The 20,426-nt window shown below is 70.1% G+C and carries 19 protein-coding genes, 1 tRNA gene and 3 pseudogenes; 9 read left to right on the top strand and 14 right to left on the bottom strand.

Features of this window, described 5'->3' with window-relative positions:
- The first annotated feature begins 12 nt into the window (after nucleotides 1–12).
- Complete coding sequence (locus FHX44_RS14605; RefSeq protein WP_147256302.1) at nucleotides 13–390, top strand: hypothetical protein; 378 nt, start codon at nucleotides 13–15, stop codon at nucleotides 388–390.
- 59 nt (nucleotides 391–449) lie between these two features.
- Here the strand turns inward: FHX44_RS14605 and FHX44_RS14600 are convergent, their stop codons facing one another.
- Together FHX44_RS14600 and FHX44_RS14595 are read right to left on the bottom strand one after the other, a co-directional pair.
- A complete protein-coding gene (locus tag FHX44_RS14600) occupies nucleotides 450–1,073 on the bottom strand; it encodes a maleylpyruvate isomerase family mycothiol-dependent enzyme (RefSeq protein ID WP_147256301.1) in 624 nt (207 codons plus the stop codon).
- 293 nt (nucleotides 1,074–1,366) lie between these two features.
- On the bottom strand, nucleotides 1,367–1,801 hold the full coding sequence (locus FHX44_RS14595) for an Rrf2 family transcriptional regulator (RefSeq protein ID WP_147256300.1): 435 nt from the start codon (nucleotides 1,799–1,801) through the stop codon (nucleotides 1,367–1,369).
- A gap of 125 nt (nucleotides 1,802–1,926) precedes the next feature.
- On the opposite strand from FHX44_RS14595, the gene FHX44_RS14590 reads away from it, so the two are divergent.
- Both FHX44_RS14590 and FHX44_RS42775 read left to right on the top strand, forming a co-directional pair.
- Nucleotides 1,927–2,679 carry an SDR family NAD(P)-dependent oxidoreductase gene (locus FHX44_RS14590; RefSeq protein ID WP_147256299.1) on the top strand — a complete coding sequence of 251 codons (753 nt, stop codon included), beginning with the start codon at nucleotides 1,927–1,929 and terminating at the stop codon, nucleotides 2,677–2,679.
- 156 nt (nucleotides 2,680–2,835) lie between these two features.
- Nucleotides 2,836–3,156, top strand: a complete 321-nt coding sequence (locus FHX44_RS42775; RefSeq protein ID WP_212612476.1) for an alkaline phosphatase family protein — start codon at nucleotides 2,836–2,838, stop codon at nucleotides 3,154–3,156.
- 502 nt (nucleotides 3,157–3,658) lie between these two features.
- Here FHX44_RS42775 and FHX44_RS14580 read toward each other — a convergent pair.
- Entirely contained in the window at nucleotides 3,659–3,895 is a 237-nt protein-coding gene (locus FHX44_RS14580; RefSeq protein ID WP_147256298.1) for a hypothetical protein, read from the bottom strand.
- A 1,605-nt stretch (nucleotides 3,896–5,500) separates the two neighbouring features.
- Here FHX44_RS14580 and FHX44_RS14575 point away from each other — a divergent pair.
- A pseudogene (locus FHX44_RS14575) lies at nucleotides 5,501–5,664 on the top strand (IS701 family transposase); the annotation flags it as partial.
- 120 nt (nucleotides 5,665–5,784) lie between these two features.
- On the opposite strand, the gene FHX44_RS14570 reads toward FHX44_RS14575, so the two are convergent.
- Nucleotides 5,785–6,765 (bottom strand): phosphotransferase family protein, encoded by a 981-nt coding sequence (locus tag FHX44_RS14570; RefSeq protein WP_147256297.1) that lies wholly within the window; start codon nucleotides 6,763–6,765, stop codon nucleotides 5,785–5,787.
- A gap of 301 nt (nucleotides 6,766–7,066) precedes the next feature.
- On the opposite strand from FHX44_RS14570, the gene FHX44_RS14565 reads away from it, so the two are divergent.
- The 3 genes and pseudogenes from FHX44_RS14565 (at nucleotide 7,067) to FHX44_RS14555 (ending at nucleotide 9,349) form a co-directional block, all read left to right on the top strand.
- Nucleotides 7,067–7,974, top strand: a protein-coding gene (locus FHX44_RS14565; RefSeq protein WP_246170948.1) for an IS5 family transposase whose coding sequence is annotated in 2 segments (ribosomal slippage) — nucleotides 7,067–7,724 and nucleotides 7,724–7,974 — 909 coding nt in all. Because the reading frame shifts where the segments join, the coding sequence is not laid out codon by codon here.
- Nucleotides 7,975–8,040: 66 nt separating this feature from the next.
- Nucleotides 8,041–8,541: pseudogene (locus tag FHX44_RS42150) on the top strand (IS701 family transposase); the annotation flags it as partial.
- Nucleotides 8,542–8,731: 190 nt separating this feature from the next.
- Nucleotides 8,732–9,349, top strand: a complete 618-nt coding sequence (locus tag FHX44_RS14555; protein ID WP_147256296.1) for a hypothetical protein — start codon at nucleotides 8,732–8,734, stop codon at nucleotides 9,347–9,349.
- Nucleotides 9,350–9,623: 274 nt separating this feature from the next.
- On the opposite strand, the gene FHX44_RS42145 is transcribed toward FHX44_RS14555, so the two are convergent.
- Nucleotides 9,624–9,788 carry a hypothetical protein gene (locus FHX44_RS42145; protein ID WP_170308906.1) on the bottom strand — a complete coding sequence of 55 codons (165 nt, stop codon included), beginning with the start codon at nucleotides 9,786–9,788 and terminating at the stop codon, nucleotides 9,624–9,626.
- A 146-nt stretch (nucleotides 9,789–9,934) separates the two neighbouring features.
- On the opposite strand from FHX44_RS42145, the gene FHX44_RS14550 reads away from it, so the two are divergent.
- Nucleotides 9,935–10,327 (top strand): dihydrofolate reductase family protein, encoded by a 393-nt coding sequence (locus FHX44_RS14550; RefSeq protein ID WP_246170380.1) that lies wholly within the window; start codon nucleotides 9,935–9,937, stop codon nucleotides 10,325–10,327.
- Between the two features lie 77 nt (nucleotides 10,328–10,404).
- Here the strand turns inward: FHX44_RS14550 and FHX44_RS44200 are convergent.
- The 3 genes and pseudogenes from FHX44_RS44200 to FHX44_RS14535 all read right to left on the bottom strand — a co-directional run.
- Nucleotides 10,405–10,629 (bottom strand): annotated as a pseudogene (locus tag FHX44_RS44200) (GrpB family protein); the annotation flags it as partial.
- A 161-nt stretch (nucleotides 10,630–10,790) separates the two neighbouring features.
- Nucleotides 10,791–10,867, bottom strand: a tRNA-Pro gene (locus FHX44_RS14540).
- Nucleotides 10,868–10,891: 24 nt separating this feature from the next.
- Nucleotides 10,892–11,830, bottom strand: a complete 939-nt coding sequence (locus FHX44_RS14535) for a metallophosphoesterase (RefSeq protein WP_147256295.1) — start codon at nucleotides 11,828–11,830, stop codon at nucleotides 10,892–10,894.
- Between the two features lie 45 nt (nucleotides 11,831–11,875).
- Between FHX44_RS14535 and FHX44_RS14530 the strand changes: the two genes are divergently transcribed.
- Complete coding sequence (locus tag FHX44_RS14530) at nucleotides 11,876–12,346, top strand: GatB/YqeY domain-containing protein (RefSeq protein WP_147256294.1); 471 nt, start codon at nucleotides 11,876–11,878, stop codon at nucleotides 12,344–12,346.
- A gap of 52 nt (nucleotides 12,347–12,398) precedes the next feature.
- On the opposite strand, the gene topA is transcribed toward FHX44_RS14530, so the two are convergent.
- From topA to FHX44_RS14500, 6 genes are all read right to left on the bottom strand, one after another.
- The gene (gene topA / locus FHX44_RS14525) at nucleotides 12,399–15,239 is read right to left on the bottom strand and encodes a type I DNA topoisomerase (protein ID WP_147256293.1); all 2,841 of its coding nucleotides are present in this window, start codon (nucleotides 15,237–15,239) and stop codon (nucleotides 12,399–12,401) included.
- Between the two features lie 253 nt (nucleotides 15,240–15,492).
- On the bottom strand, nucleotides 15,493–16,086 hold the full coding sequence (locus tag FHX44_RS14520) for a hypothetical protein (RefSeq protein WP_147256292.1): 594 nt from the start codon (nucleotides 16,084–16,086) through the stop codon (nucleotides 15,493–15,495).
- 62 nt (nucleotides 16,087–16,148) lie between these two features.
- Nucleotides 16,149–16,772 (bottom strand): hypothetical protein, encoded by a 624-nt coding sequence (locus tag FHX44_RS14515; RefSeq protein ID WP_147256291.1) that lies wholly within the window; start codon nucleotides 16,770–16,772, stop codon nucleotides 16,149–16,151.
- Nucleotides 16,773–16,776: 4 nt separating this feature from the next.
- A complete protein-coding gene (locus FHX44_RS14510) occupies nucleotides 16,777–17,358 on the bottom strand; it encodes a hypothetical protein (RefSeq protein ID WP_147256290.1) in 582 nt (193 codons plus the stop codon).
- A 102-nt stretch (nucleotides 17,359–17,460) separates the two neighbouring features.
- Nucleotides 17,461–18,009, bottom strand: coding sequence for a hypothetical protein (locus tag FHX44_RS14505; RefSeq protein WP_147256289.1), 549 nt, complete (start codon nucleotides 18,007–18,009; stop codon nucleotides 17,461–17,463).
- 89 nt (nucleotides 18,010–18,098) lie between these two features.
- Nucleotides 18,099–20,411, bottom strand: a complete 2,313-nt coding sequence (locus tag FHX44_RS14500; RefSeq protein ID WP_147256288.1) for a sodium-translocating pyrophosphatase — start codon at nucleotides 20,409–20,411, stop codon at nucleotides 18,099–18,101.
- Nucleotides 20,412–20,426: the final 15 nt, after the last annotated feature.

The raw sequence follows: 20,426 nt of genomic DNA, 5'->3' as shown, positions 1-20,426 counted from the left end.
TAGGCTTCCGGCGTGGGCGCCGCAGCATCCGCCAAGCTCCTGGCCGTAGGTGCGGCATGGCGACTCACCGGGGTCTCGGCAGCCGGTGACGCACTCGTGGCCGCGGTGACGACCGGTGGTGAGACCGAGCGGACGCTCGCCGGCATGCTGCTGGTCAAGGCCGGTGATCGCTCCGTCCCGGTCGTGACCGACGCGATCATGGCAGGCCCGGAACCCGCTGATCTCGTCGACGTGCTCGTCAGCATCGGCACGGACGACGCCCGGGCCGCGCTTCTCCGGGTTTCGCAGGCCCCTCCACCGGCGGTCCGGCCGGCGACGCGGCACGCGGCCGCGGAGGCGCTGCGCACCCTCGATGAGATCCGGCGCCAGGACGGCCGCGGTCGTCACTGATCCGGCTCGCGCCCGCGCTCCGGCCTGTCGACGACCGCTCCGGGAGGCGCCGGCGCGGATCACACCGCGGGTGCCAGCATGCCGACCCCCGGCCCGTCGAGGTCGCCCAGCGCCACCCGTCGCCCGGAGACGGCCAGGAGCAGGGACAGCGCGCTACCGGTCACGTCCGGGCCCTCACCGATCGACACATCCGTGTCTGCTGCGGTCAGCCGGACCCGCGCCACGATCTCCTTGGCGCCACCGAAGGACGCCGGGGTGCGAGCCTGGAGGCGGAGTGCCCGGACGACGGTCTCGAGCGGGTACGAGCGCGTGAGCCCCAGCGGCCGGCGGATGTCCTCGCCGTGGACGACCTCCTCGACGAGCCGCGTGTCGAGGGGCGCAGGCGGACCCGACGTGCGGGACGCCACTCGCCGGAGCTCCTCCAGCGTCTCGCGCGGCGATGCCCGGCGCTCGCGCTCCACCCCGCGGGCGTTCTGACGGTCGAAGTCGAACCTCGCCCGCGCCATCCCGACCAGGAAACCGAGGCGCGTCGTCCGAGCGGTGTCCACCAGATGGGCCACGACGTCGTGCACGGTCCAGTCCGGGCACAGCGAGGGCAGCCCCCACTGGTGCTCGTCGAGCCGCTCGAGGTCGTCGATCAGGGCCGCCCGCTCCGCATGCACCAGTGTCCAGACATCTGCCACGTCTTCTCCTCCGCTCGGGTCGCAGCCTCCGACAGGTGAGTCGTCCTTGGCCGAGGAGATTCATCGCTCATGTGAAAGGCCTGGCCGGCGTGGCACACAGTGCTGGCGCCCGGCGAGGGGCATCTGCGGTCACGCGGTGCCGGTTCCTGCGCCGGTGATGTGGGCGACGACCGTGTCGAACGCGGATCCACGGTGCTCCGCAGGGTCGGCGAGGGCTCTCCTGGCTGCTCGGCGTGCTGGGCGGTGCTGAGTCCGGACGGGGTGTGCCAGGGCTCGTGATGCCTTCCTGCTGCCTAGCGCGGTACCGCGAGGACGTCCCGGAGCACGTCCTCCATCGTGACGCGGGCCAACTCCGCTCTCAGCGTCCCCTCGATGCCCCCGTAGATGCCCTGCATCGCCGGCCGGATGCCGTAGCCCACCACGCACCCCTGGTCCGGGGTGGCGCGGTGCATCGCGAACAGCGGACCGGGCTCCACCGCGTCGTACACGTCGAGCAGAGTGATCGACTCAAGCTCGCGCGCCAGCGACCAACCGGCGCCCACGCCCCGCCGGGACTCCACGACCCCCGCCTTGCGCAGCTCGCCGAGCAGCCGCCTGATCACCACGGGGTTGGTGTTCGCGCTGGTCGCGATCTGCTCGGACGTGGCCACCTCATGGCCCTGGCGCTGGTAGAGGCCGATCCAGGCCAGCGCGTGAGCGGCGATGGTCAACCTGCTGTTGGCGCTCACGAACCCCTCCCTCGGCCGTAACGCGCCATGTTACGACCGGCCTGTCGTAACAGCAACAGTTGCGACCGCCAATCGTAACAACTAGCGTTACGACTACTGAATGATCGAACAGCGAGGTGGGAAGAATGAACGAACCGCTCAACGGCAAGGTCGCCCTGGTCACCGGAGGGTCCCGCGGACTGGGAGCCGCCACCGTCAGGCTCCTGGCCGAGCAGGGCGCCGACGTGGGGTTCACCTACGTCAGCTCGGAGAAGCAGGCGCAGGCCGTCGTCGACGAGGTGCGCGGCACGGGCGCGAAGGTCGCGGCCTTCCGGTCCGACCAGGCGGACACGAGCGGGGCGCCGGCGCTGATCGACGAGGTGGTCGCGTACTTCGGCGGCCTGGACATCCTCGTCAACAACGCGGCGATCGGTGTGGCGGGGCGCACGGTGGACGACCCGGACGCCGACACCGCCGCGCTGGACCGCATGCACGCCACGAACTACCTCGGCGTGATCGCGATCATCCGGGCCGCCTCCCGGGTGCTGCGCGCGGACGGCCGCATCATCACGGTGAGCTCGGGACTGGGCTCCCGGGTGGGCGTCCCCGGCGTCGCCGACTACTCGGCGACCAAGTCCGGGATCGAGCGGTACACGATGGGCGTCGCTCGCGACCTCGGATCCCGGGGCATCACGGCCAACGTGGTGGAAGCCGGGCTGATGGAGAGCGGGATGGAACCGCCCGACCCCGAGACCCTCAAGGTTCTGCTCAGCTCGCTGTCGCTGCAGCGCATGGGTCATCCGCGGGAGATCGCCGCTGCGATCGCCTTCCTGGCGAGCCCTGCCGCCTCGTACGTCACGGGCGCGGTGCTGGACGCCCACGGCGGCTACAACGCCTGACCCGAAGGCCGTTCCCGTGGGCGGGCGATCGCCGCCGTAGGCGGAAGCCGGGTTCCCCGGCGGCACCGCTCGGCGGACGGTTGTGGCGCATCCGACCTCGGGAGGAGCGCCACTGGGGACCCGACATCGTTCGTCGTCGACGGCCGGACCTACGTCATGCCGGGCGCGCCGGTCGTCGTGATCTGCATCGACGGCAGCGAACCCTGCTACCACGTGGCGGCGCTGGGGGCCGGCCGCATGCCGTGGCTGCGTGGGGTGCTCGACGGCGAGGGCAGCTCGTGGCCCGCGCACTGCGCCCTGCTCGCGCTGACCAACCCGAACAACCTGTCGATCGCCACCGGCCGTGCACGACACGAGCGCGCGTCGACCACGCCGGACCTCTACACCCGCCGGACCGACGACTCCACTCGCATCCTGCGCGCCCTCAACGACGAGGATCCGGACGACGGCGCGGCCGGTGCTCCTGTCCCCGCCTGATGCCCTTTTGCTGCCTCGCAGCACGCAGGAACGCCGAAAGCCCTGGTCAGGTACTAATCCTTGAGTACCTGACCAGGGGTTTCGCTGTGTCGGGGTGACAGGATTGAACCTGCGACCTCTTCGTCCCGAACTCGTGGCGATCAAGCTTCGGGAGGCTTCGTACAGGGTCAGGCGGCATGTTGATGGCCGGCCGAGCTCCTTCGGCGGCTGGCGTTGCTGTACTTCACTGCTGTACGCGCACCCTTTGACCTCGTGCCGCCGAACCACCGGCCGTCCGTGGAACGAGCCCAGCGCTTCAGTAGGCCAGGGACGCGTCCTGTCGCGACGAGGAGGCCACCGGGCGGGGGATCGGCAGCCCCGGCCCGGCGGGCCAAGAGTCAGGAAAAAGATCTTTTCGCAGCGGTTGTACTCCGTTCATTCGACCGTGTCTTCGTGGCCGGCCCAACGTCTCACCCCGGGCCCTGCTGGACTGCCGTGTGACTGCCTGGCCTTTCGCCGAGGCTCAGGCCGGTGCCGTCGTCTGCGGTGCCGGCAGGTTCACCGACCGGCCCGGGTCCGCGACGAAGACGTCGTGCACGACTGCGTCACCGAACGCCCCCTCCAGCAGGCGCTGGAGCTCGGCGGCGCTCGGCGCTTCCCAGAAACACACCCCCCGGGCGGCGTCGTCTTGCGTGACGCTCGCGAGAATCGCGAAGCCGGGCGGAAGGTCGGGGTGGCCGTAGAGTTCCTTACTGCCCATCACGCGGTCCCACCCTGCGGGGTCGCGGATCTCATGTATGACTCCGAGGTGCATTACGATCTCCTCCACGTGTCGAGGCGAGGCCAGGGGAGTATCCCGCTCGACCTCCAAGGTCGTAACCCCTTCCGCCATGGTCAATTTTTTGCCGCGCGGTCGGATATCCACATCCGAGTCGGAGATACCGCTTTTGCGGCCCGGTACCTGCGTATATTGCGCACTGTGGCTGTTTGATGACAAGGAGCGACGAGGACTTTTGACTCCGTGGGCTTACTGCAAATGAACCCTTTGGCTTAGCGCAAATGACCCCCATGGCTTTGCGCAAATGAACGCTGGGCTTAGCGCAAATGAACCTCGGCGGGTCGGCAGCGGCTTCCATGGCCCAGCCAAACTTGTCGCGCCCGTCAGGGCTAGTATCGCCAATCCGGCGGCAATCTGCATGCCGAGTAATGGAATTCCCTTGCAGTCGCTTTTGACGGGTGGGCGACCTCAAGCTCAACGGTCACACTCTAATCGTTGTTGATGAGCACGGCGGCCTATATCCCGCCCTATCCTCTGGTGGTCGCCGAGCTGGTCCGTCCCCTCGACAGCTGGCGTTGCTGTACTTCGCTACCTCGCTGCTGTACGGCGGCCGACGACGTGAGCCTCACCCATAGCGGCCACTCGCCCCCATCCACGCGATCATAAGACGATCTGCGGCCAGCGGGGATGATCACTACTCGACGTCGCCCATCTTCCCCTTGCCGGCGATGGCCGGCGGCCCATAGGCGCGCGGCCGCCCGTGAGCGGAGCGGCAAGGTAGCGGACGCGCGTGCCGTCCGGACGCAGGCCGGCCCGTCCCCGGCAGGGGACGGCTTGACGTACACCCGCGAGTGGCGATGCAGATCCTGCGCCACGCCGACCTCGACCTCACCATGGAGATCTACACGCTCGCCTCGTCGTCAGCGACGCGCGACGCGCTCAAGCGCCTGGGCGACAGCCTCGATGGGCCCCGGTAGCTGTACTTCGCAGCTGTACCAATGACGGAGGCCCCACCGGATTGTCTCCGGCAGGGCCTCTGACCTGCGTCGGGGTGACAGGATTTGAACCTGCGACCTCTTCGTCCCGAACAAGGTCAGGTTCTAGGCCTAACCTGCGATGGCGGCTCAATAGCCTGGTCAGTGCGTTGGTGCTCTGCGGAGGCGCCGCAGCCGCTCCGCGGCAAGATCGTCTCCCAGGTTCTCCCAAGCTGCACCAGCCCGGAGAACGGGGTCGCCGACGCTGCTCGACATGGCGCAGGCTGAGCGCAGCGGCCGGCACGAGCACCCCTTCATGACGTGCCTGGACCGCTCCTGGCGTCCACTCCGCTCGGCCAGCTCACGGAGTTCGATCCGGTTGCCGCCCTGCCTCACATGTCCGAGCGTGTCCCGAGGTTTCGTGACCATCCGAGTGACCACGGATGGCCCGCACCATCACAGCTGGGGACAGATGCGCCGGTGTATCTTGCGGCGTGGCGGTCCCGGATGTTGGGCGGCCACCGCTTGATGATCGTCCGTTGTGTCGACATCAGATGACCAAGCGGTGGCCGTGGGCCACAGCGTAGAACCCGGCCGGTGGCGGCCTAGACCGATAAGGGCTGCTCGATCGGATGGCTGGGGTTCACCCGGGTCGAGACGCGCCGTCGGGCCCGGAAGTTCGTGCTCGGGCCGCTGGCCGACCTGCCGCGCAAGAACTGCTGGACGATCGCCGAGCACGCCGGGGACAGCGATCCGCACGGGATGCAGCACCTACTCGGAGGCCGCGATGTGCATCGGGGTCGACTTGGCGCCGCCGACGACAACACCATGTCTGCGCCAACCACTACCGCCACCGCGTCCACCGACCCTCATGGCCCACGGACCGCCATTGCAGTATTAACCGAGGCGCTGCAGCGCCTTCTCTACGGCGACCTCGACACGAGCCGTCATGCCAGACACATCGACTGGGCGGCGCCCTGCAACCTGGCGGCGAATCAACTTGGGTCCCTTGTCATCATGGTGAAGCAGGGTGTACAAGTCCCACCACGGGTCGAGAGTTGCGCCCGCGATTGATTCGTACAGCAACCGGAGCCGCTCGGCCCAATTAGGCGAATAAAGTGAAGTCAGGTATCGCCGACACTGTCCGACGTCGATGGCACGAGATCCTCGGTGAATTCCATTCCAGTCGGTGAGTCCCGTGATCTTGCCGCGCGACCAAAGCAGATTGACAGGTAGGTAGTCGCAGTGCAGGAAGACGTCACCATCCTTAGGTGGTGGTGCTTCCATGACATTGAAGGCTGCCTTCCACACTTCAGGCCGCTGCGCGCCGTCTGGCACCCGAAAACGACCAAGAGGTGCGATCCACGAGTCAGTCCAAGGCCGAAAAGTCGGCGCTGGAAGGTCGACGGAATGCAGTAGGGCGGCGAACTCTGCGATCCTCGCTATCCACGACCCGTGCTCCGCCGGATTCAGGTGAATGCGGCCAGGTAACCGTGTCATCAGCAGAGAGGGCGCACCCTTCGTGGCAACGCCGGCAACATCAGCCGCCAGAATCCTCGGCACCGGAAGCCCGCTTCCTGCCACCACGTTTAAGTTGACGATTTCCTTCTCCATGGCGGCCCGAAGCGCCGCCTTGCCCGGCGGGTACTGCCGCAATACCACAGTGGTTCGTGTGTCGTGTCGCTCAACCGTCAAGCGATGGACGGCAGAGTTGACGCCACCGGTCAATCGGCGATGCCCGACGATGCGACTGCCCTCACCTATAGACGCCGCAGCCCAGGCGAGAGCATCCGTGGAGGGCCGACGTTGGAAGAATCTGCTCTCTCTCCAGTCGCTGCCGGTCGGCTCATCTTGGTGGGTCGCATCGTCTCTGTCCATGACTGAGAACCTATGACCTTCCGGGAGCAATGATTGGAATCTCTGGATTACCGGGGGCGTACCCTTCCGGCGATCTTGAGGCGATCAAGCAAGATCGGCGCGCCTACGCCGGTCGGGAGGGTACGAATCGTGCTCACCGTAGTTCCTGGAGCTGCCGACGCCGATACCCCTCGCTAGCTAGGAGCTGTTTAGGAAGTCGTCGCGCTGGCTCGGCGCGGGGTGTGTCGGTGCCTGGAGATGAGTGAGGTCTCCGGTAGGTGGATCAACGACGAAGAAGATCATCATCTGTCCGGAGACCTCGTTGGCCAGCCTATCGATCGGAGCATGCAAAGACCTGACCGACCGGCAGTGGCGGATCGTGGCGCCGCTGCTGCCGAAGGGGAAACGCCCTGGTCGGCCACCGAAGTGGAGCCGCCGCCAACTGCTGGACGGCATCCGCTGGCGGGTCCGGGACGGCGCGCCCTGGCGCGACGTTCCCGAGCGCTACGGCCACTGGCAGTCGATCTACGGGCTGTTCCGCCGCTGGCAGCTCGACGGGATCTGGACCCGGATCCAGATCACCCTGCAGGGCTTCGCCGACGCCGCCGGGCTGATCACCTGGCAGGTGTCGGTGGACGCCACGATCAACCGGGCCCACCAGCACGCCGCCGGCGCCCGCCACCACCCTGATCAGCAGGTCGAGCCGCCCGGCCCGGAACCGGCCGATCACGGGCTGGGCCGTTCCCGAGGCGGCCTCACCACCAAGATCGACCTCGCGTGTGAGCAGGGCCGCAAACCCCTCGCGCTGGTGTTCACCGCCGGCCAGCGCGGTGACAGTCCACAGTTCGTGCCGGTGCTCGAGCAGATCCGGGTGCCCCGCCTCGGGCCCGGGCGCCCGCGCACCCGCCCGGATCGGGTGCTGGCCGACAATGCCTACTCCTCGCGCGCGAACCGCGCCTACCTGCGCTGCCGCCGCATCCCGGGACCATCCCGGTCAAGGCCGACCAGGCCGCGAACCGGACCAAGCGCGGCTCACGCGGCGGGCGCCCACCGGTGTTCGATCCGGAAGCTTACCGCGACCGGCACGCCGTCGAATGCGGCATCAACCTGCTCAAACACTACTGTGCGGTCGCTACCCGCTACGACAAACTCTTGCTGTGCTACGCCGCAACCGTCCAGGTCGCCGCCATCGACATCTGGCTACGCCCCCTGGCCAGCGACACTTCTTAAACAGCTCCTAGTACTCCAGCCATAGTTCGTCATCTCGGCGGCGTGGCGGTCCCAGACGTAGCGCGGGCGTTGATCACGCTGACCCCGCCAGCGCAGTCACCGGAGTCGGCGTGCTCGTGGCTGCTGGTGCGGCGCCGCCGCGACACCGGCGAGTGCGCGTACTACCGCTGCTACAGCCCCGATCCGGTGCCGCTGCGCGAGCTGGTCCGGGTCGCGGGCCGCCGCTGGACCGTCGAGGAGTCCTTCCAGACCGCGAAGGGCCTGGCCGGCCTCGACCAACACCAGGTCCGCCGATGGACTTCCTGGCGCCGGTGGACCCTGCTCGCGATGCTCGCCCACGCGTTGCTCGCCGTCATCGCCGCACACGCCCACGCCGACCAGCCCGCACAGGCCGGGCTGATCGCGCTGACCTGCAACGAGATCCGGCGACTCCTCGTCACGTTCCTCGTCGAACCCACCCGCACCCTCGCTTGCCCGCTGGCGTGGTCACGATGGCGACGACGCCACCAATACCACGCTCGAACAAGCCACTACCAGCGTCAGAAGACCGCTCAGGGACGCGCGTAACGATCTACGGCTGGAGTACTAGGCCGGAGGCCGCCCGTCCGGCACCCGACGGACTCGTCACACTCCTGACATCTGCACCATCAATAATTCCGCCGTCCGCACCTTTAAAGGCGGCCAAAAGGGTGATCGATTGGAGAGTGGATCGCGTGGAGTAGCTTGCGTCGATCATCCTTCCGAGCAACCGATAGTGGTGAATACCTTCGTGTCGAAAAGTGTCAGGACTTCCGTCCGCTGGGCCGCGCTGACGGTCGTGGCAGCTGCATTGCCGTTGATGTCAGCATGTTCGGGGAGCAGTTCCGCCGGATCCGCCAGCGCGGTCGCACCGGCGACCGCGCAGCCCACTCCGAGCGCGGGCGGCCAGTCGAGCCCGGCCGGCCTGCGGACGGCCGCCGAGATCACGGGGGCCTGTCCGTTCGTCGAGACCAGCGAAGTCGATGAGGCGTTCTCGATCTCCGGGGCCACCGGAACGGAGGCAGCGCCGCAGAAACTCGCCAATGGCGGTCAGGCCTTCGTCTGTTCCTACGCAGTAGGCGGGGAAGACGCGGCCGCGCTGGTCGCCTCGGTCTACGAGGGCAACAAGGTCACCCCTGATCAGATGATCAAGGCGATTCTGGATAAGAAGGCCGGCGCCGAACGGGTCGGTGGAATCGGTGAGGGTGCCGTCTACTACACCGAGGACGAGGTCGCGACGTTCTCGGCCGTGAAGGTCGTCGGCGGGACACCGGTGATGGTGGCGGTGAGCGGTCCCGCGACCGCTGACAAGGACCGGGTCGGTGTGCTGGTGAAGCAGGCGGTGGACAAGCTCTGATCAGATTCGGCCGCTCTTCCTGATCCCCGGAGCGGTGCCGGGTCCGGGCGTTCAGGTCGGCGGACGGCTGCCGGAGCCGATCGAGGTCGCCGCCTACTACCTCGTGTCCGAGGCCCTGACCAAATCGACCGAGCACATCGACGCCTCCATGGTCTTCGTCGAGGGTGCTGGATGGCCGGCTCTCGGTCCGGACCGACCCGGACGAGGGCACGACGGTGGCGGCCGAACTCCCGATCCCGACAACGCAACCCTGACCGGACGCCGGTCGTCCGGTTCAGCCGGCGCCCGATTCAGTGGTGAACGCGCGGTGAGCGCGATGCAGGGCACAGGCGGCGACCGCTGTCAGGACCGCCGCGCCGACCAGGGTGGCGGAGTGGCCGCCGAAGGCGGCGACGCCGAGGCCGGCGAGCAGGGGGCCGGCGGCACGCGCGGCGACCACGAAGATCGCGACTATCCCGTTGATGCGGGGGTAATGGCTCGGTCCGTAGTAGCCGACGAGCAGGGTGCCGCGCAGCAGGTCGGGCAGCCCGTACCCGAGCCGAAGAACACGACCAGCGTGATGACGGCGACAGTGGCTGCCGGCCCGTGGCCGGTGGCGAGCAGCGGGGCGGGAAGGGCGGCCGCCTGCGCGACGAACAGCAGGACCGCCGTGCGCTGCGCGGGGAACCGGGGCTGCAACGTTGTGCAGGCCAGCCGTCCGAGGACCTGGAAGGCGCCGACGGTGCCCGCGGCGAGGGTCGCCTGGGTCAGCGAGTAGCCGACGCGGACGCGTGGCATAAGTCGATCCTGCTGCGGGGCGAGGCCGTCGACACGGTGGCGGAGCTGAAGGCGCGGCCGGGCAACGATCTGTCGATCAACGGCAGCGTGTCGCTGGTCCGAAGCCTGCACGCCGCCGGCCTGATCGACGACTACACGCTGCTGATCCACCCGCTGGCCCTGGGAAGTGGCACGCGGCTGTCCGACGGGCCGCTCGGCTGACCGACTTCGAGCTCACCGGGAGCGTCACGACCACCAAGGGCGTGATCGTCGCCCACTACGCCCGCCGGTGAATGGCGTTATGCGGTCCACTGCCAGCTGTACTTGCGGGTCTCCGGGTGGTCGGGCGGGTAGCAGTGCAGGTTGACGGGTTCGTCGGGGTCGCCCGCGCGAAAGCACCGGTGCTGGGGCTCGCGAACGCGAAGGTCGTAGCCCAGGTTGGCGAGTGCTGGCCGGTAGGAGGCTTCGTCGTCCGGGTCATCGATACCGACGACGACGTCGACGACGTTCTTCGCGGCGAGTCCCGGGACCGATGTCTAGCCGATGTGCTCGATGAGCTTCACGCGCGGACCGAGCGCCGCCCTGCCTAGGCAAGATCTTCTCCCCGATTTCTCCCAGATCGACCGGGAGAACAGAATCAGGGCCGGTCCTCCCGATGGAGAACCGGCCCTGACCCGGTGTTTTCTGGTCGGGGTGACAGGATTTGAACCTGCGACCTCTTCGTCCCGAACGAAGCGCGCTACCAAGCTGCGCCACACCCCGATGGCCCGAGGGCCGTCGATGAGTCTAGCCGACGTCCACAGGCGCCGACGCAGGGGTGGCCCGAGCCGCGGATGCGAGCGACAACCGGGGAACGAGGGTGAGCAGGGTGGCCTCCGGCGGGCAGGCGAAGCGCACCGGGGCGAAGGGGGACGTGCCCAGCCCGGCCGAGACGTGCAGCCACGTGTGGGCGCCCCAGCGGGACGCGCCGCGGGCGCGGGAGCGGTCGAGGCCGCAGTTCGTGACGAGCGCACCGATGCCGGGAACGCGCAGCTGGCCGCCGTGCGTGTGGCCGGCGAGCACGAGGTCGTAGCCGTCGGCGGCGAACCGGTCGAGGACCCGTGGCTCGGGGGAGTGGGTGAGGCCCAGGCGCAGGCCTGCGCTCTCGCGGCGGCCTGCGACGCGGTCGTAGCGGTCGAGGCCCAGATGCGGGTCGTCCACACCGGCCGCGGCGACCTCGATCCCGGCGACGGTGAGGTCGATGCGGGCGTGGGTGGCGTCGTGCCAGCCCCGCTCCAGGAGCGCGGCCCGCAGGTCGCGCCACGGCAGCGGCTCCCCGTGGCTGCGACGGGAGCTCTTCACCAGGTAGCGGGCCGGGTTCTTGGGTCTCGGTCCGAAGTAGTCGTTGCTGCCGAACACGAAGAGGCCGGGCAGGTCGAGCAGCGGGCCGAGCGCGGCCATGGCGGCGGGCACGGCACGTGGATGGGCGAGGTTGTCGCCGGTGTTGACGACGAGATCGGGTTCCAGCTCGGCCAGCCGGGCGACCCAGCGCTGCTTGCTGAACTGGCGGGGTGTGAGGTGCAGGTCCGAGACGTGCAGCACGCGCAGCGGCCGCGCGCCCGAGGCCAGCACCGGGAGCGTGTTCTCCCGGAGGGTCCACCGGCGGCGCTCGATGCCGGCCGCGTAGGCGAGGGTGGCCGCACCGGTGGTGGTCGCGCCGAGCGCGAGCCGAGCCCAGCTGTTCACGACTGCAGGGTACGACGGGTGGGGAGTGCATTAGCGTGCGCTCCCGTGAGCACTCTCAAGGAGCAGCTGCGGTCCGATCTGACCGCGGCGATGAAGTCCAAGGACGAGCTGGTCAAGGCCACCCTCCGGATGACGCTGACGGCCATCGGCAACGCCGAGGTGGCCGGGGATGCGGCGCGGGAGCTCGACGACGCCGAGGTGCTCGCGATCATCCGCAAGGAGGCCAAGAAGCGTGCCGAGTCGGCCGAGGCGTTCGCCGGAGCGGGCCGAGACGAACTCGCCGCCCAGGAGCGCGCCGAGGGCGAGGTACTGGCCCGCTACCTGCCCGCGCAGCTCTCCGACGAGGAGCTGGCCGGGATCGCACGCGCGGCCGTCGAACAGGCCGCGGCCGAGCTCGGCGAGCGGCCGGGGCCGCGGCAGATGGGCCAGGTGATGAAGCACGCGTCGGCGGCCGCCGCGGGGCGCGCCGACGGCAAGCGCCTCGCAGCGGCGGTCAAGGGCCTGCTCACCGCCTGACCGCGGCGAGTCCGGATGCCGGACTCGCCGGGTCGGGATGCCGGACTCGCGGTCAGCCGGTCGTCTCGGCCTTGGCCTTCCGCGGCGCCGCCTTCCTGCGTGCGGGGGCCTTCTTCGTCGTCGTGCCGGCCTTCGCGCGCCGCTCGGCCAGCAGCTCGCTCGCGCGCTCGTCGGTGATCTTCTCGACGTCGTCGCCCTTGCGCAGGGACGCGTTGGTCTCGCCGTCGGTGACGTACGGGCCGAACCGCCCGTCCTTGATCACCATCGGCTTCCCGGTGGCCGAGTCCTTGCCGAGCTCGCGCAGCGGCGGGGTGGCCGCGGCGGTGCGCCTGCCCCGCTGCTTGGGCTGCTTGTACAGCTCCAGCGCCTCGTCGAGCGTGACCGTGAAGAGCTGCTCCTCGCCTGCGAGCGAGCGCGAATCGGTGCCCTTCTTCAGGTACGGCCCGTAGCGGCCGTTCTGGGCGGTGATCTCCTCACCGCTCTCCGGGTCGGTGCCCACGAGCCGGGGCAGCGAGAGCAGCCGCAGCGCGTCATCGAGCGTGACGGACTCGGTGGTCATCGACTTGAACAGCGAGCTCGTGCGGGGCTTGGGCTTCGCGGCGGCCTTCTTCTTGCCGTTGCCGTTGGTCTCGGCCGTCGCCTCGGTGTCAGGGAGGATCTCCGTGACGTAGGGCCCGTAGCGGCCCTCCTTGGCCACGATCTCGTGTCCGGTGACCGGGTCGACGCCGAGCGAGCGGCCCTCCTGCGGCACCGAGAACAGCTGCTCGGCCACCTCGGGGGTGAGCTCGTCGGGCGGCAGGTCGTCGGGCAGGTTGGCCCGCTGCGACTGCCCGTCGCGCACGCGCTCCAGGTACGGCCCGTAGCGGCCCACGCGCACCACGACGTCGTCGAACACCGGCACGGAGTTGATCTCGCGGGCGTCGATCTCCTCGAGGTTGACGCCCACGAGCTTCTTCAGCCCACCGGAGCGTGCGACCGAGCCCTCCCGGCCCTGGTCGGCGCCGAAGTAGAAGCCCGACAGCCAGTCGGTGCGGTGCTGGGTGCCCTGCGCGATCGCGTCGAGCTCGTCCTCCATCGCGGCGGTGAAGTCGTAGTCGACCAGCCGCCCGAAGTGGTGCTCGAGCAGGCCGACCACGGCGAACGCGATCCAAGACGGCACCAGCGCCTGGCCCTTCTTCCAGACGTAGCCGCGGTCCTGGATGGTCTTGATGATCGACGAGTAGGTCGACGGGCGGCCGATCCCGAGGTCCTCGAGCGCCTTGATCAGGCTCGGCTCGGTGTAGCGCGCCGGCGGGTTCGTGGTGTGCCCCTCCGGCGTCAGCTCCGCCGCCGTGAGCGGCTGCCCCTGCGTGAGCTCGGGCAGCCGGGACTCGGCGTCGTCGGCCTGGCCGTCGCTGCCTTCGTCGAGGGTCTCGACGTAGGCCTTGAGGAAGCCGGGGAACGTGATCGTGCGACCGGACGCGGCGAACGTGACGTCCTCGCCGGTGGCGGCCGTGCCGGCGATCCGGACGCTCACGGTGGTGCCGCGTGCGTCGGCCATCTGGGAGGCCACCGTGCGCTGCCAGATCAGCTCGTAGAGCCGGAAATCATCGCCGTCGACCTCGCCCGCGATCTCGCCGGGCGTGCGGAACGTCTCGCCCGCCGGCCGGATCGCCTCGTGGGCCTCCTGCGCGTTCTTGACCTTGCGCGTGTACTGCCGCGGCTGCGGCGAGACGTATTCGGCGCCGTACAGCTCGCGGGCCTGGGTGCGGGCGGCCTGGATGGCCGTGTCCGACAGCGTGGTGGAGTCGGTGCGCAGGTAGGTGATGTAGCCGTTCTCGTAGAGCCGCTGCGCGCTGCGCATCGTGCGGTCGGCCGAGAACCGCAGCTTGCGGCCGGCCTCCTGCTGCAGCGTGGACGTCATGAACGGCGGGTACGGCTTGCGGGTGTAGGGCTTCGACTCGACCGACTCGACGGCGAGGTCGCGGCCTTCGAGGGCCTCCGCCAGCCGGCGGGCGCTCGCCTCGTCCAGCGCCCGCGGCGCGTCCTTGCCGCGCGACGACTTGAGCTGCCCGTCGGAGCCGAAGTCGCGCCCCGTGGCCACCCGGGTGCCGTCGACGGCGACCAGTCGCGCCGGGAACTGCCGCGGCGAGGCGTCGGCCCCCGCGTCGAGCAGCGCCGCGATGTCCCAGTAGGACGCCGGGACGAACGCCATGCGCTCGCGCTCGCGCTGCACGACGATCCGGGTGGCCACCGACTGCACCCGGCCCGCCGAGAGCCTCGGCATGACCTTCTTCCACAGCACGGGGGAGACCTCGTAGCCGTAGAGGCGGTCGAGGATGCGGCGGGTCTCCTGGGCGTCGACCAGGTCGTGGTCCAGGTCGCGCAGGTTCTCCACGGCGGCGCGGATCGCGGGCTCGCTGATCTCGTGGAAGACCATCCGGCGCACCGGGATCTTCGGCTTGAGCGTTTCGAGCAGGTGCCAGGCGATGGCCTCGCCCTCGCGGTCGGGGTCGGTGGCGAGCAGCACCTCGTCCACCGACTTCATCGCGTCCTTGAGCTCGGCGACCTTGCCCTTCTTCTCGGGCGTGATGATGTAGAGCGGCGCGAACTGGTTGTCGACGTCGACACCGAGACGGGCCCAGGGCTCGCCCTTGTACTTGGCCGGGACGTCGGCAGCCCCGCGAGGCAGGTCGCGGATGTGCCCGACCGAGGCCTCCACGATGTAGTCGCGGCCGAGGTACTGCTGGATCTTCTTGGCCTTCGTGCCGGACTCGACGATCACCAACCGTCGCGTCGGTCGCCCGTTCGCGGCGCCGGTGGACGTGCCGGTACCCCGGCCGCCGCCAGCCGCGCGGCCGTCGCCCGCGCCCTTCCCGGTCGCTGGCTTCGCACTCGTCGTTCCGGTTGCCACCTGGTCCTACTCCATCGTCTACGGACGTGTCGGCGAGCGCCTCTCGTCGGCACGCGCACCGGCCGTCCCCGGAACCCACCGCGCCGGCTGCACGGGGGCCAGGACACCGAGTATGCGTGGCCTCGGTAGCGGCTTTCGCCGGAACCCTGCGTTCGCACACCCACCCGCTTTGTCACGCTCGTCACATTCAGCTGCGGAACCGGGGAGGGACCGACGTGCTGCCGACCTGCGCCGCGAGAGCGTAACCATCCCGTCAAGACGCCGTTCTACCCCAGTACCTCGGCCACTCCGCCGTCGCGGCCCCCGGCGGGACCGGTCCGACCAGCTCAACCAGGCGTGCGACGCGACGCGTGCCGCTGATCCGCAGCGCAGGCCCCGACCCGATCCGCGCCGGTGGGAGGCCTGCCCGCGTGGCCGCCGCGATGAGCGGGAGGTGCGTCTCGGGGGCCTGCGGGTCGAGGTCCAAGAGGTAACCGCCCCGCCCGTCCGGCCTGCCCGCCGCGAGCGCCCACATCCGTAACGCCGCGCCGTCCAGTTGCCATCCCTCCGGCACGCATTTCGCCGAATCCCGCATCCACGCCTTCGCCAGGCCGACCAGGTCGCACCGGAACGCCGTGCGCAGCGCGAGTGCGCCGGACTCGGTGCGGACGGTGGTGACCGGGATGCCGGTGGCGGCGCACGCGGTGGCGACCGCGGGGGCGCGGGCCGGGTCGGGCAGGACGATCGAGAGGCGGGCCTGGTCCCCGGCCCCGAACCGGGCGATCTGTCCCGGACCGCAGAGCAGCCCCGCCAGGTCGCTCACCTGTGGCGGCCGCGCCTCCGCGGAGAACATCGACAGCTGCGACACGAAGCGCAGAGTAGAACACCCGTTCGATCCGTGGTACCGGGCGCGCCGTTCCACCTACCCCGCTAGCGCGGCGTGTCGGCCGCCAGAGCGGACAGCCGCTGGCACTGCGGCGAGCGCTCGGCCGCCCGGTACAGCCGGGGCGCGGTGGTGAGATCGCCGAGCGGGTTCGGCGGGTCGACCGCCGCGACCTTCGACTCCACCTGGGCCAGGGTCGTCATGAAGGCCGCAGGATCATTCGGGTTCATGCCGTCCACCGTGGCCTTGACCCCGCCGAAATCCTCCTCGAGGGCCCCCAGCGCGTCCTGTGCGCGGCGGGCGGCCTCATCACCTCCCGGCTCAGGGGCGCTGCCCACCTCGGCCAGCTGGGCCTTGCCCTGCCGGGCGCCGGTGACGACGGTCCCCAGGTAGGAGCTGACCGCCCGCTGGATCGCGGGCAGGTCGCTCGTCCGTGAGAAGTCCGGGGCCGACGTCGCGGGCACGGCGAAGCTCAACGCGGCCTCGCAGACCCGATCCGCCCATGCGACCGGGTCGCTCCCCGGGCCCTCGCTCGGCACGGGTTCCGTGTCGGCCGCCGGTGTGCCCCCCACCGTGGTCGTGCAGCCCGCGGTGAGCAGAGCCGTGACGACGAACGTTGCGGTGGCGAGCATCCGGATCTGGACCGACCCGCGCCAGGACCAGCGGGTCATGCGATCACCTCCCCACCACACGCGCGATCTGCTGACAGCCTGCGGCTTCCCTGCCCGCCTGGGCGAGCTCGGGGTTGCGCTGCAGGTCCGCCATGGGGCTCGGGGTGTTCGCGAGCCGCTCCACCGACTCGATCGCGGCGGGCACCTCGCGCTGCAGCTCCTGCCGGTTGTTGATGTCGACCCGCTCGATCCGGCTCCGTGCGTCCCGCAGCGACGCCTGCATCGTCTCCAGCGTGCTGCGCAGCCGCCGGACGATCTCGTCGCCCCCCGCGACCGGTGCCGGTCCGGCAGCGGTCATGCCGGTGACCGCGGCCCCGGCGCTCTGCTCGGACTCGCTGAGGTAGTTGGTGATGTCGCGGACGAGGGTCGCCGCGTCCGGTGCCTCGGTCGGTTGCGGCGGCGAGCCCGCGGCCTCGACGTACGGCAGGAGCGAGCCGCAGATCTGGTCGACCCACGCCACGGCGCCCTGCTCGACCGCGGCACCGTCGGCGGAGGCGGCCCCTGATACGGAGGTGGTGCATCCACCGCTCAGTGCCAGGGCCGCGACGGCCGGAAGGAGGAGGGCGGACGGGGTGATACGGGGCATGTGGCTGCTCCCGGCGCGTGGGGACACGGTCACCGGACAGTGTGCCCGGAGGCCGGACGCACTCCGCACCGGCCCTCTACGGCGGCGGGGCGGTGTCTCCGGTCAGCCCTCAGGCGCGCTGGTCGAGCGGAGCCGGCGGCAGTTCTCCGCCTGCTCGCTCGCCGCAGCGAGCTGCTCGCTGGCCCGCATCCCCTCGGTGGGCGCGGGGAGGTTCCGCAGCTCCTGCAGGGGGGCCAGGGCGGCCGGTACGGCCGTCGCCAGCTCCGCCCGGTCGGACACGTCGATGGCGGCGAGCTGCGTGCGCGCCGAGTCGAATCCGCTCCGGATGCCGCGCAGCGCCTCCTCGAGGCGGCCGACGTACGAGTCGCCGCCGTCCACCGGCGCCGCGCCGACGGTGCCCAGTGCGGTGAGGGAACGCTGCAGCTCGTCGGACGTCGCCAGGAGGTACCGGTCCAGCTCCTGCACAGCGGCCGCCGGATCGGCGGGGTCGATCCGGGGGCTCGTCGTCGCCGCCCGTGTGAAGCCGGAGAGCGCCCCGCACACCTGGTTCGTCCAGGCCACGGCCTCATCGCTCGGCGTGGGCGAGCCGCCGCACCCGGCGGCGATCGCCGCGAGCGCGGCGACGGTGCAGCTGATCGTGCGCGTCCTCATGGGTCCTCCCGGGGGCTGGCGCTTGCCCTATCAACGACGGAGGCCGTCCACCCGTACGGGTGAACGGCCTCCGTGTTGAGCAGATGCGGTCAGCTGACCGTGCTCTCCGCCGGGGTGTCGGCGATGCTGGTGGACCGGCGCTTGGACACGACGACCGCCGCGACGATGATCGCGGCCGCGACGAGCGCGATCAGGATGCGGATCGGCGTGGATGCCGAGTCGCCCACCGAGAACGTCACGATCGCCGGGGCGATCAGCACCGAGACCAGGTTCATCACCTTGATCAGCGGGTTGATGGCCGGGCCCGCGGTGTCCTTGAACGGGTCGCCGACCGTGTCGCCGATGACCGTGGCCTCGTGCGCCGACGAGCCCTTGCCACCGTGGTTGCCGTCCTCCACGAGCTTCTTCGCGTTGTCCCACGCGCCGCCGGAGTTGGCCAGGAAGATGGCCATCAGCGTGCCGGTGGCGATCGCGCCGGCCAGGTAGCCGGCGAGAGGGCCGACGCCGAGGCCGAAGCCGACGGCGATCGGGGCGAAGATCGCGAGCAGGCCGGGGGTGGCCAGCTCGCGCAGCGAGTCGCGGGTGCAGATGTCCACGACGCGGCCGTACTCCGGGCGGACGGTGCCCTCCATGATCCCGGGGTCCTCCCGGAACTGCCGGCGGACCTCGAACACGATCGCTCCCGCCGCGCGCGTGACGGCGTTGATCGCGAGCCCGGAGAACATGAACACGACGCTCGCGCCGATGATCACACCGACGAGCGTGTTCGGCGCGAACACCTCGAAGGCGAACGCGGTGCCCGCGTCGGCGAGCGTGCCGCCTGCCTCGGTGAGCGCCTGGTTGATCGCGTCGCGGTACGACCCGAACAGGGCCGTGGCGGCGAGCACCGCCGTGGCGATCGCAATGCCCTTCGTGATGGCCTTGGTGGTGTTGCCCACCGCGTCCAGCTCGGTGAGGATGCCGACCCCGTCGCCCTCGACGTCGCCGGACATCTCGGCGATGCCCTGCGCGTTGTCGGAGACCGGGCCGAAGGTGTCCATCGCGACGATCACGCCGACCGTGGTGAGCAGGCCGGTGCCGGCAAGGGCCACGGCGAACAGCGCCACCGTGATCGAGCCCGTGGCCAGCGCGAACGCCCCGAAGACGGCAGCGCTGATCACGAGCGCGGTGTAGACGGCCGACTCGAAGCCGATCGAGATGCCGGCGAGGATGACCGTTGCCGGCCCGGTGAGCGAGGACTCGCCGACCGTCTTCACCGGCTTGTCCTCGGTGCCGGTGAAGTAGCCGGTGAGCCAGAGGATCACGCCGGCCAGCACGATGCCGATGATCACCGCGACCGATGCGATCACGCGCGGGTCGGATCCGGCCATGGCGGCGACGACGCTGGCGTCGCTCGGCGAGGTCAGCGCGTCGAAGCTCGACGGCAGGTACACGAAGGCGGCGATCACGCACAGCACGGCCGAGATGACCGCGGAGATGTAGAAGCTGCGGTTGATGGCCTTGAGGCCGCCCTCGCCCTCCCGGGCGCGCGTGATGTAGACACCGACGACGGCGGTGAGCACCCCGATGGCCGGCACGATCAGCGGGAACAGCAGGCCCTGCTGGCCGAACGCCGCGGTGCCCAGGATCAGGGCCGCGACGAGGGTGACCGCGTACGACTCGAACAGGTCGGCGGCCATCCCGGCGCAGTCGCCGACGTTGTCGCCGACGTTGTCGGCGATGGTGGCCGCGTTGCGCGGGTCGTCCTCGGGGATGCCCTGCTCGACCTTGCCGACGAGGTCGGCGCCCACGTCGGCGGCCTTGGTGAAGATGCCACCGCCGACACGCATGAACATGGCGAGCAGCGCCGCTCCGAAGCCGAAGCCCTCCAGCACCTTCGGGGCCTGGCCGGTGTAGACCAGCACGACCACCGCGGCGCCGAAGAGGCCGAGGCCGACCGTGAACATCCCGACCACACCACCGGTGCGGAACGCGATGCGCATGGCCTTCTCACGGCCGCCGGTCTCGTTGGAGGCCGCAGCGACCCGGATGTTGGCGCGGGTGGCCAACCACATTCCGAGGTAGCCGATCGTGGCCGAGAACACGGCGCCGATGACGAAGAAGATCGACCGCCCCACGCGCTCGCCGATGTCTCCCGGCAGCGCGAACAGCAGTACGAACACGACCACGACGAAGATGCCGAGTGTGCGGAACTGGCGGTTGAGGTACGCCGCGGCGCCTTCCTGGACCGCTCGACCGATGTCCTGCATCTTCGAGGTGCCCTCGCCGGCAGCGAGAACCTCCCGGAGCAGGACGAAGCCGATGGCCAGTGCGGCGAGCGCGACCACCGCGACCACGCCGACGATGGCGTAGTCGCCCCCCGCGAGCGTCAGATCGCTCGCGGCGAGGGTGGACACGGACATCCGTCCTCCTGGTCA

This window comes from Pseudonocardia hierapolitana (assembly GCF_007994075.1).
In the GTDB taxonomy this organism is placed as follows: domain Bacteria; phylum Actinomycetota; class Actinomycetes; order Mycobacteriales; family Pseudonocardiaceae; genus Pseudonocardia; species Pseudonocardia hierapolitana.
Note: the sequence above shows the minus strand (reverse complement) of the source record. Positions and strands in the feature narration are given on the sequence as shown.

What these genes read in the sequence shown, in the direction of transcription:
- FHX44_RS14590 (WP_147256299.1), top strand. Translation starts at nt 1,927, where the DNA reads ATGAACGAACCGCTCAACGGCAAGGTCGCCCTGGTCACCGGAGGGTCC.
- FHX44_RS42775 (WP_212612476.1), top strand. Translation starts at nt 2,836, where the DNA reads ATGCCGGGCGCGCCGGTCGTCGTGATCTGCATCGACGGCAGCGAACCC.
- FHX44_RS14580 (WP_147256298.1), bottom strand. Translation starts at nt 3,895, where the DNA reads ATGGGCAGTAAGGAACTCTACGGCCACCCCGACCTTCCGCCCGGCTTC.
- FHX44_RS14570 (WP_147256297.1), bottom strand. Translation starts at nt 6,765, where the DNA reads ATGGACAGAGACGATGCGACCCACCAAGATGAGCCGACCGGCAGCGAC.
- FHX44_RS14515 (WP_147256291.1), bottom strand. Translation starts at nt 16,772, where the DNA reads ATGACCCGCTGGTCCTGGCGCGGGTCGGTCCAGATCCGGATGCTCGCC.
- FHX44_RS14510 (WP_147256290.1), bottom strand. Translation starts at nt 17,358, where the DNA reads ATGCCCCGTATCACCCCGTCCGCCCTCCTCCTTCCGGCCGTCGCGGCC.
- FHX44_RS14505 (WP_147256289.1), bottom strand. Translation starts at nt 18,009, where the DNA reads ATGAGGACGCGCACGATCAGCTGCACCGTCGCCGCGCTCGCGGCGATC.
- FHX44_RS14500 (WP_147256288.1), bottom strand. Translation starts at nt 20,411, where the DNA reads ATGTCCGTGTCCACCCTCGCCGCGAGCGATCTGACGCTCGCGGGGGGC.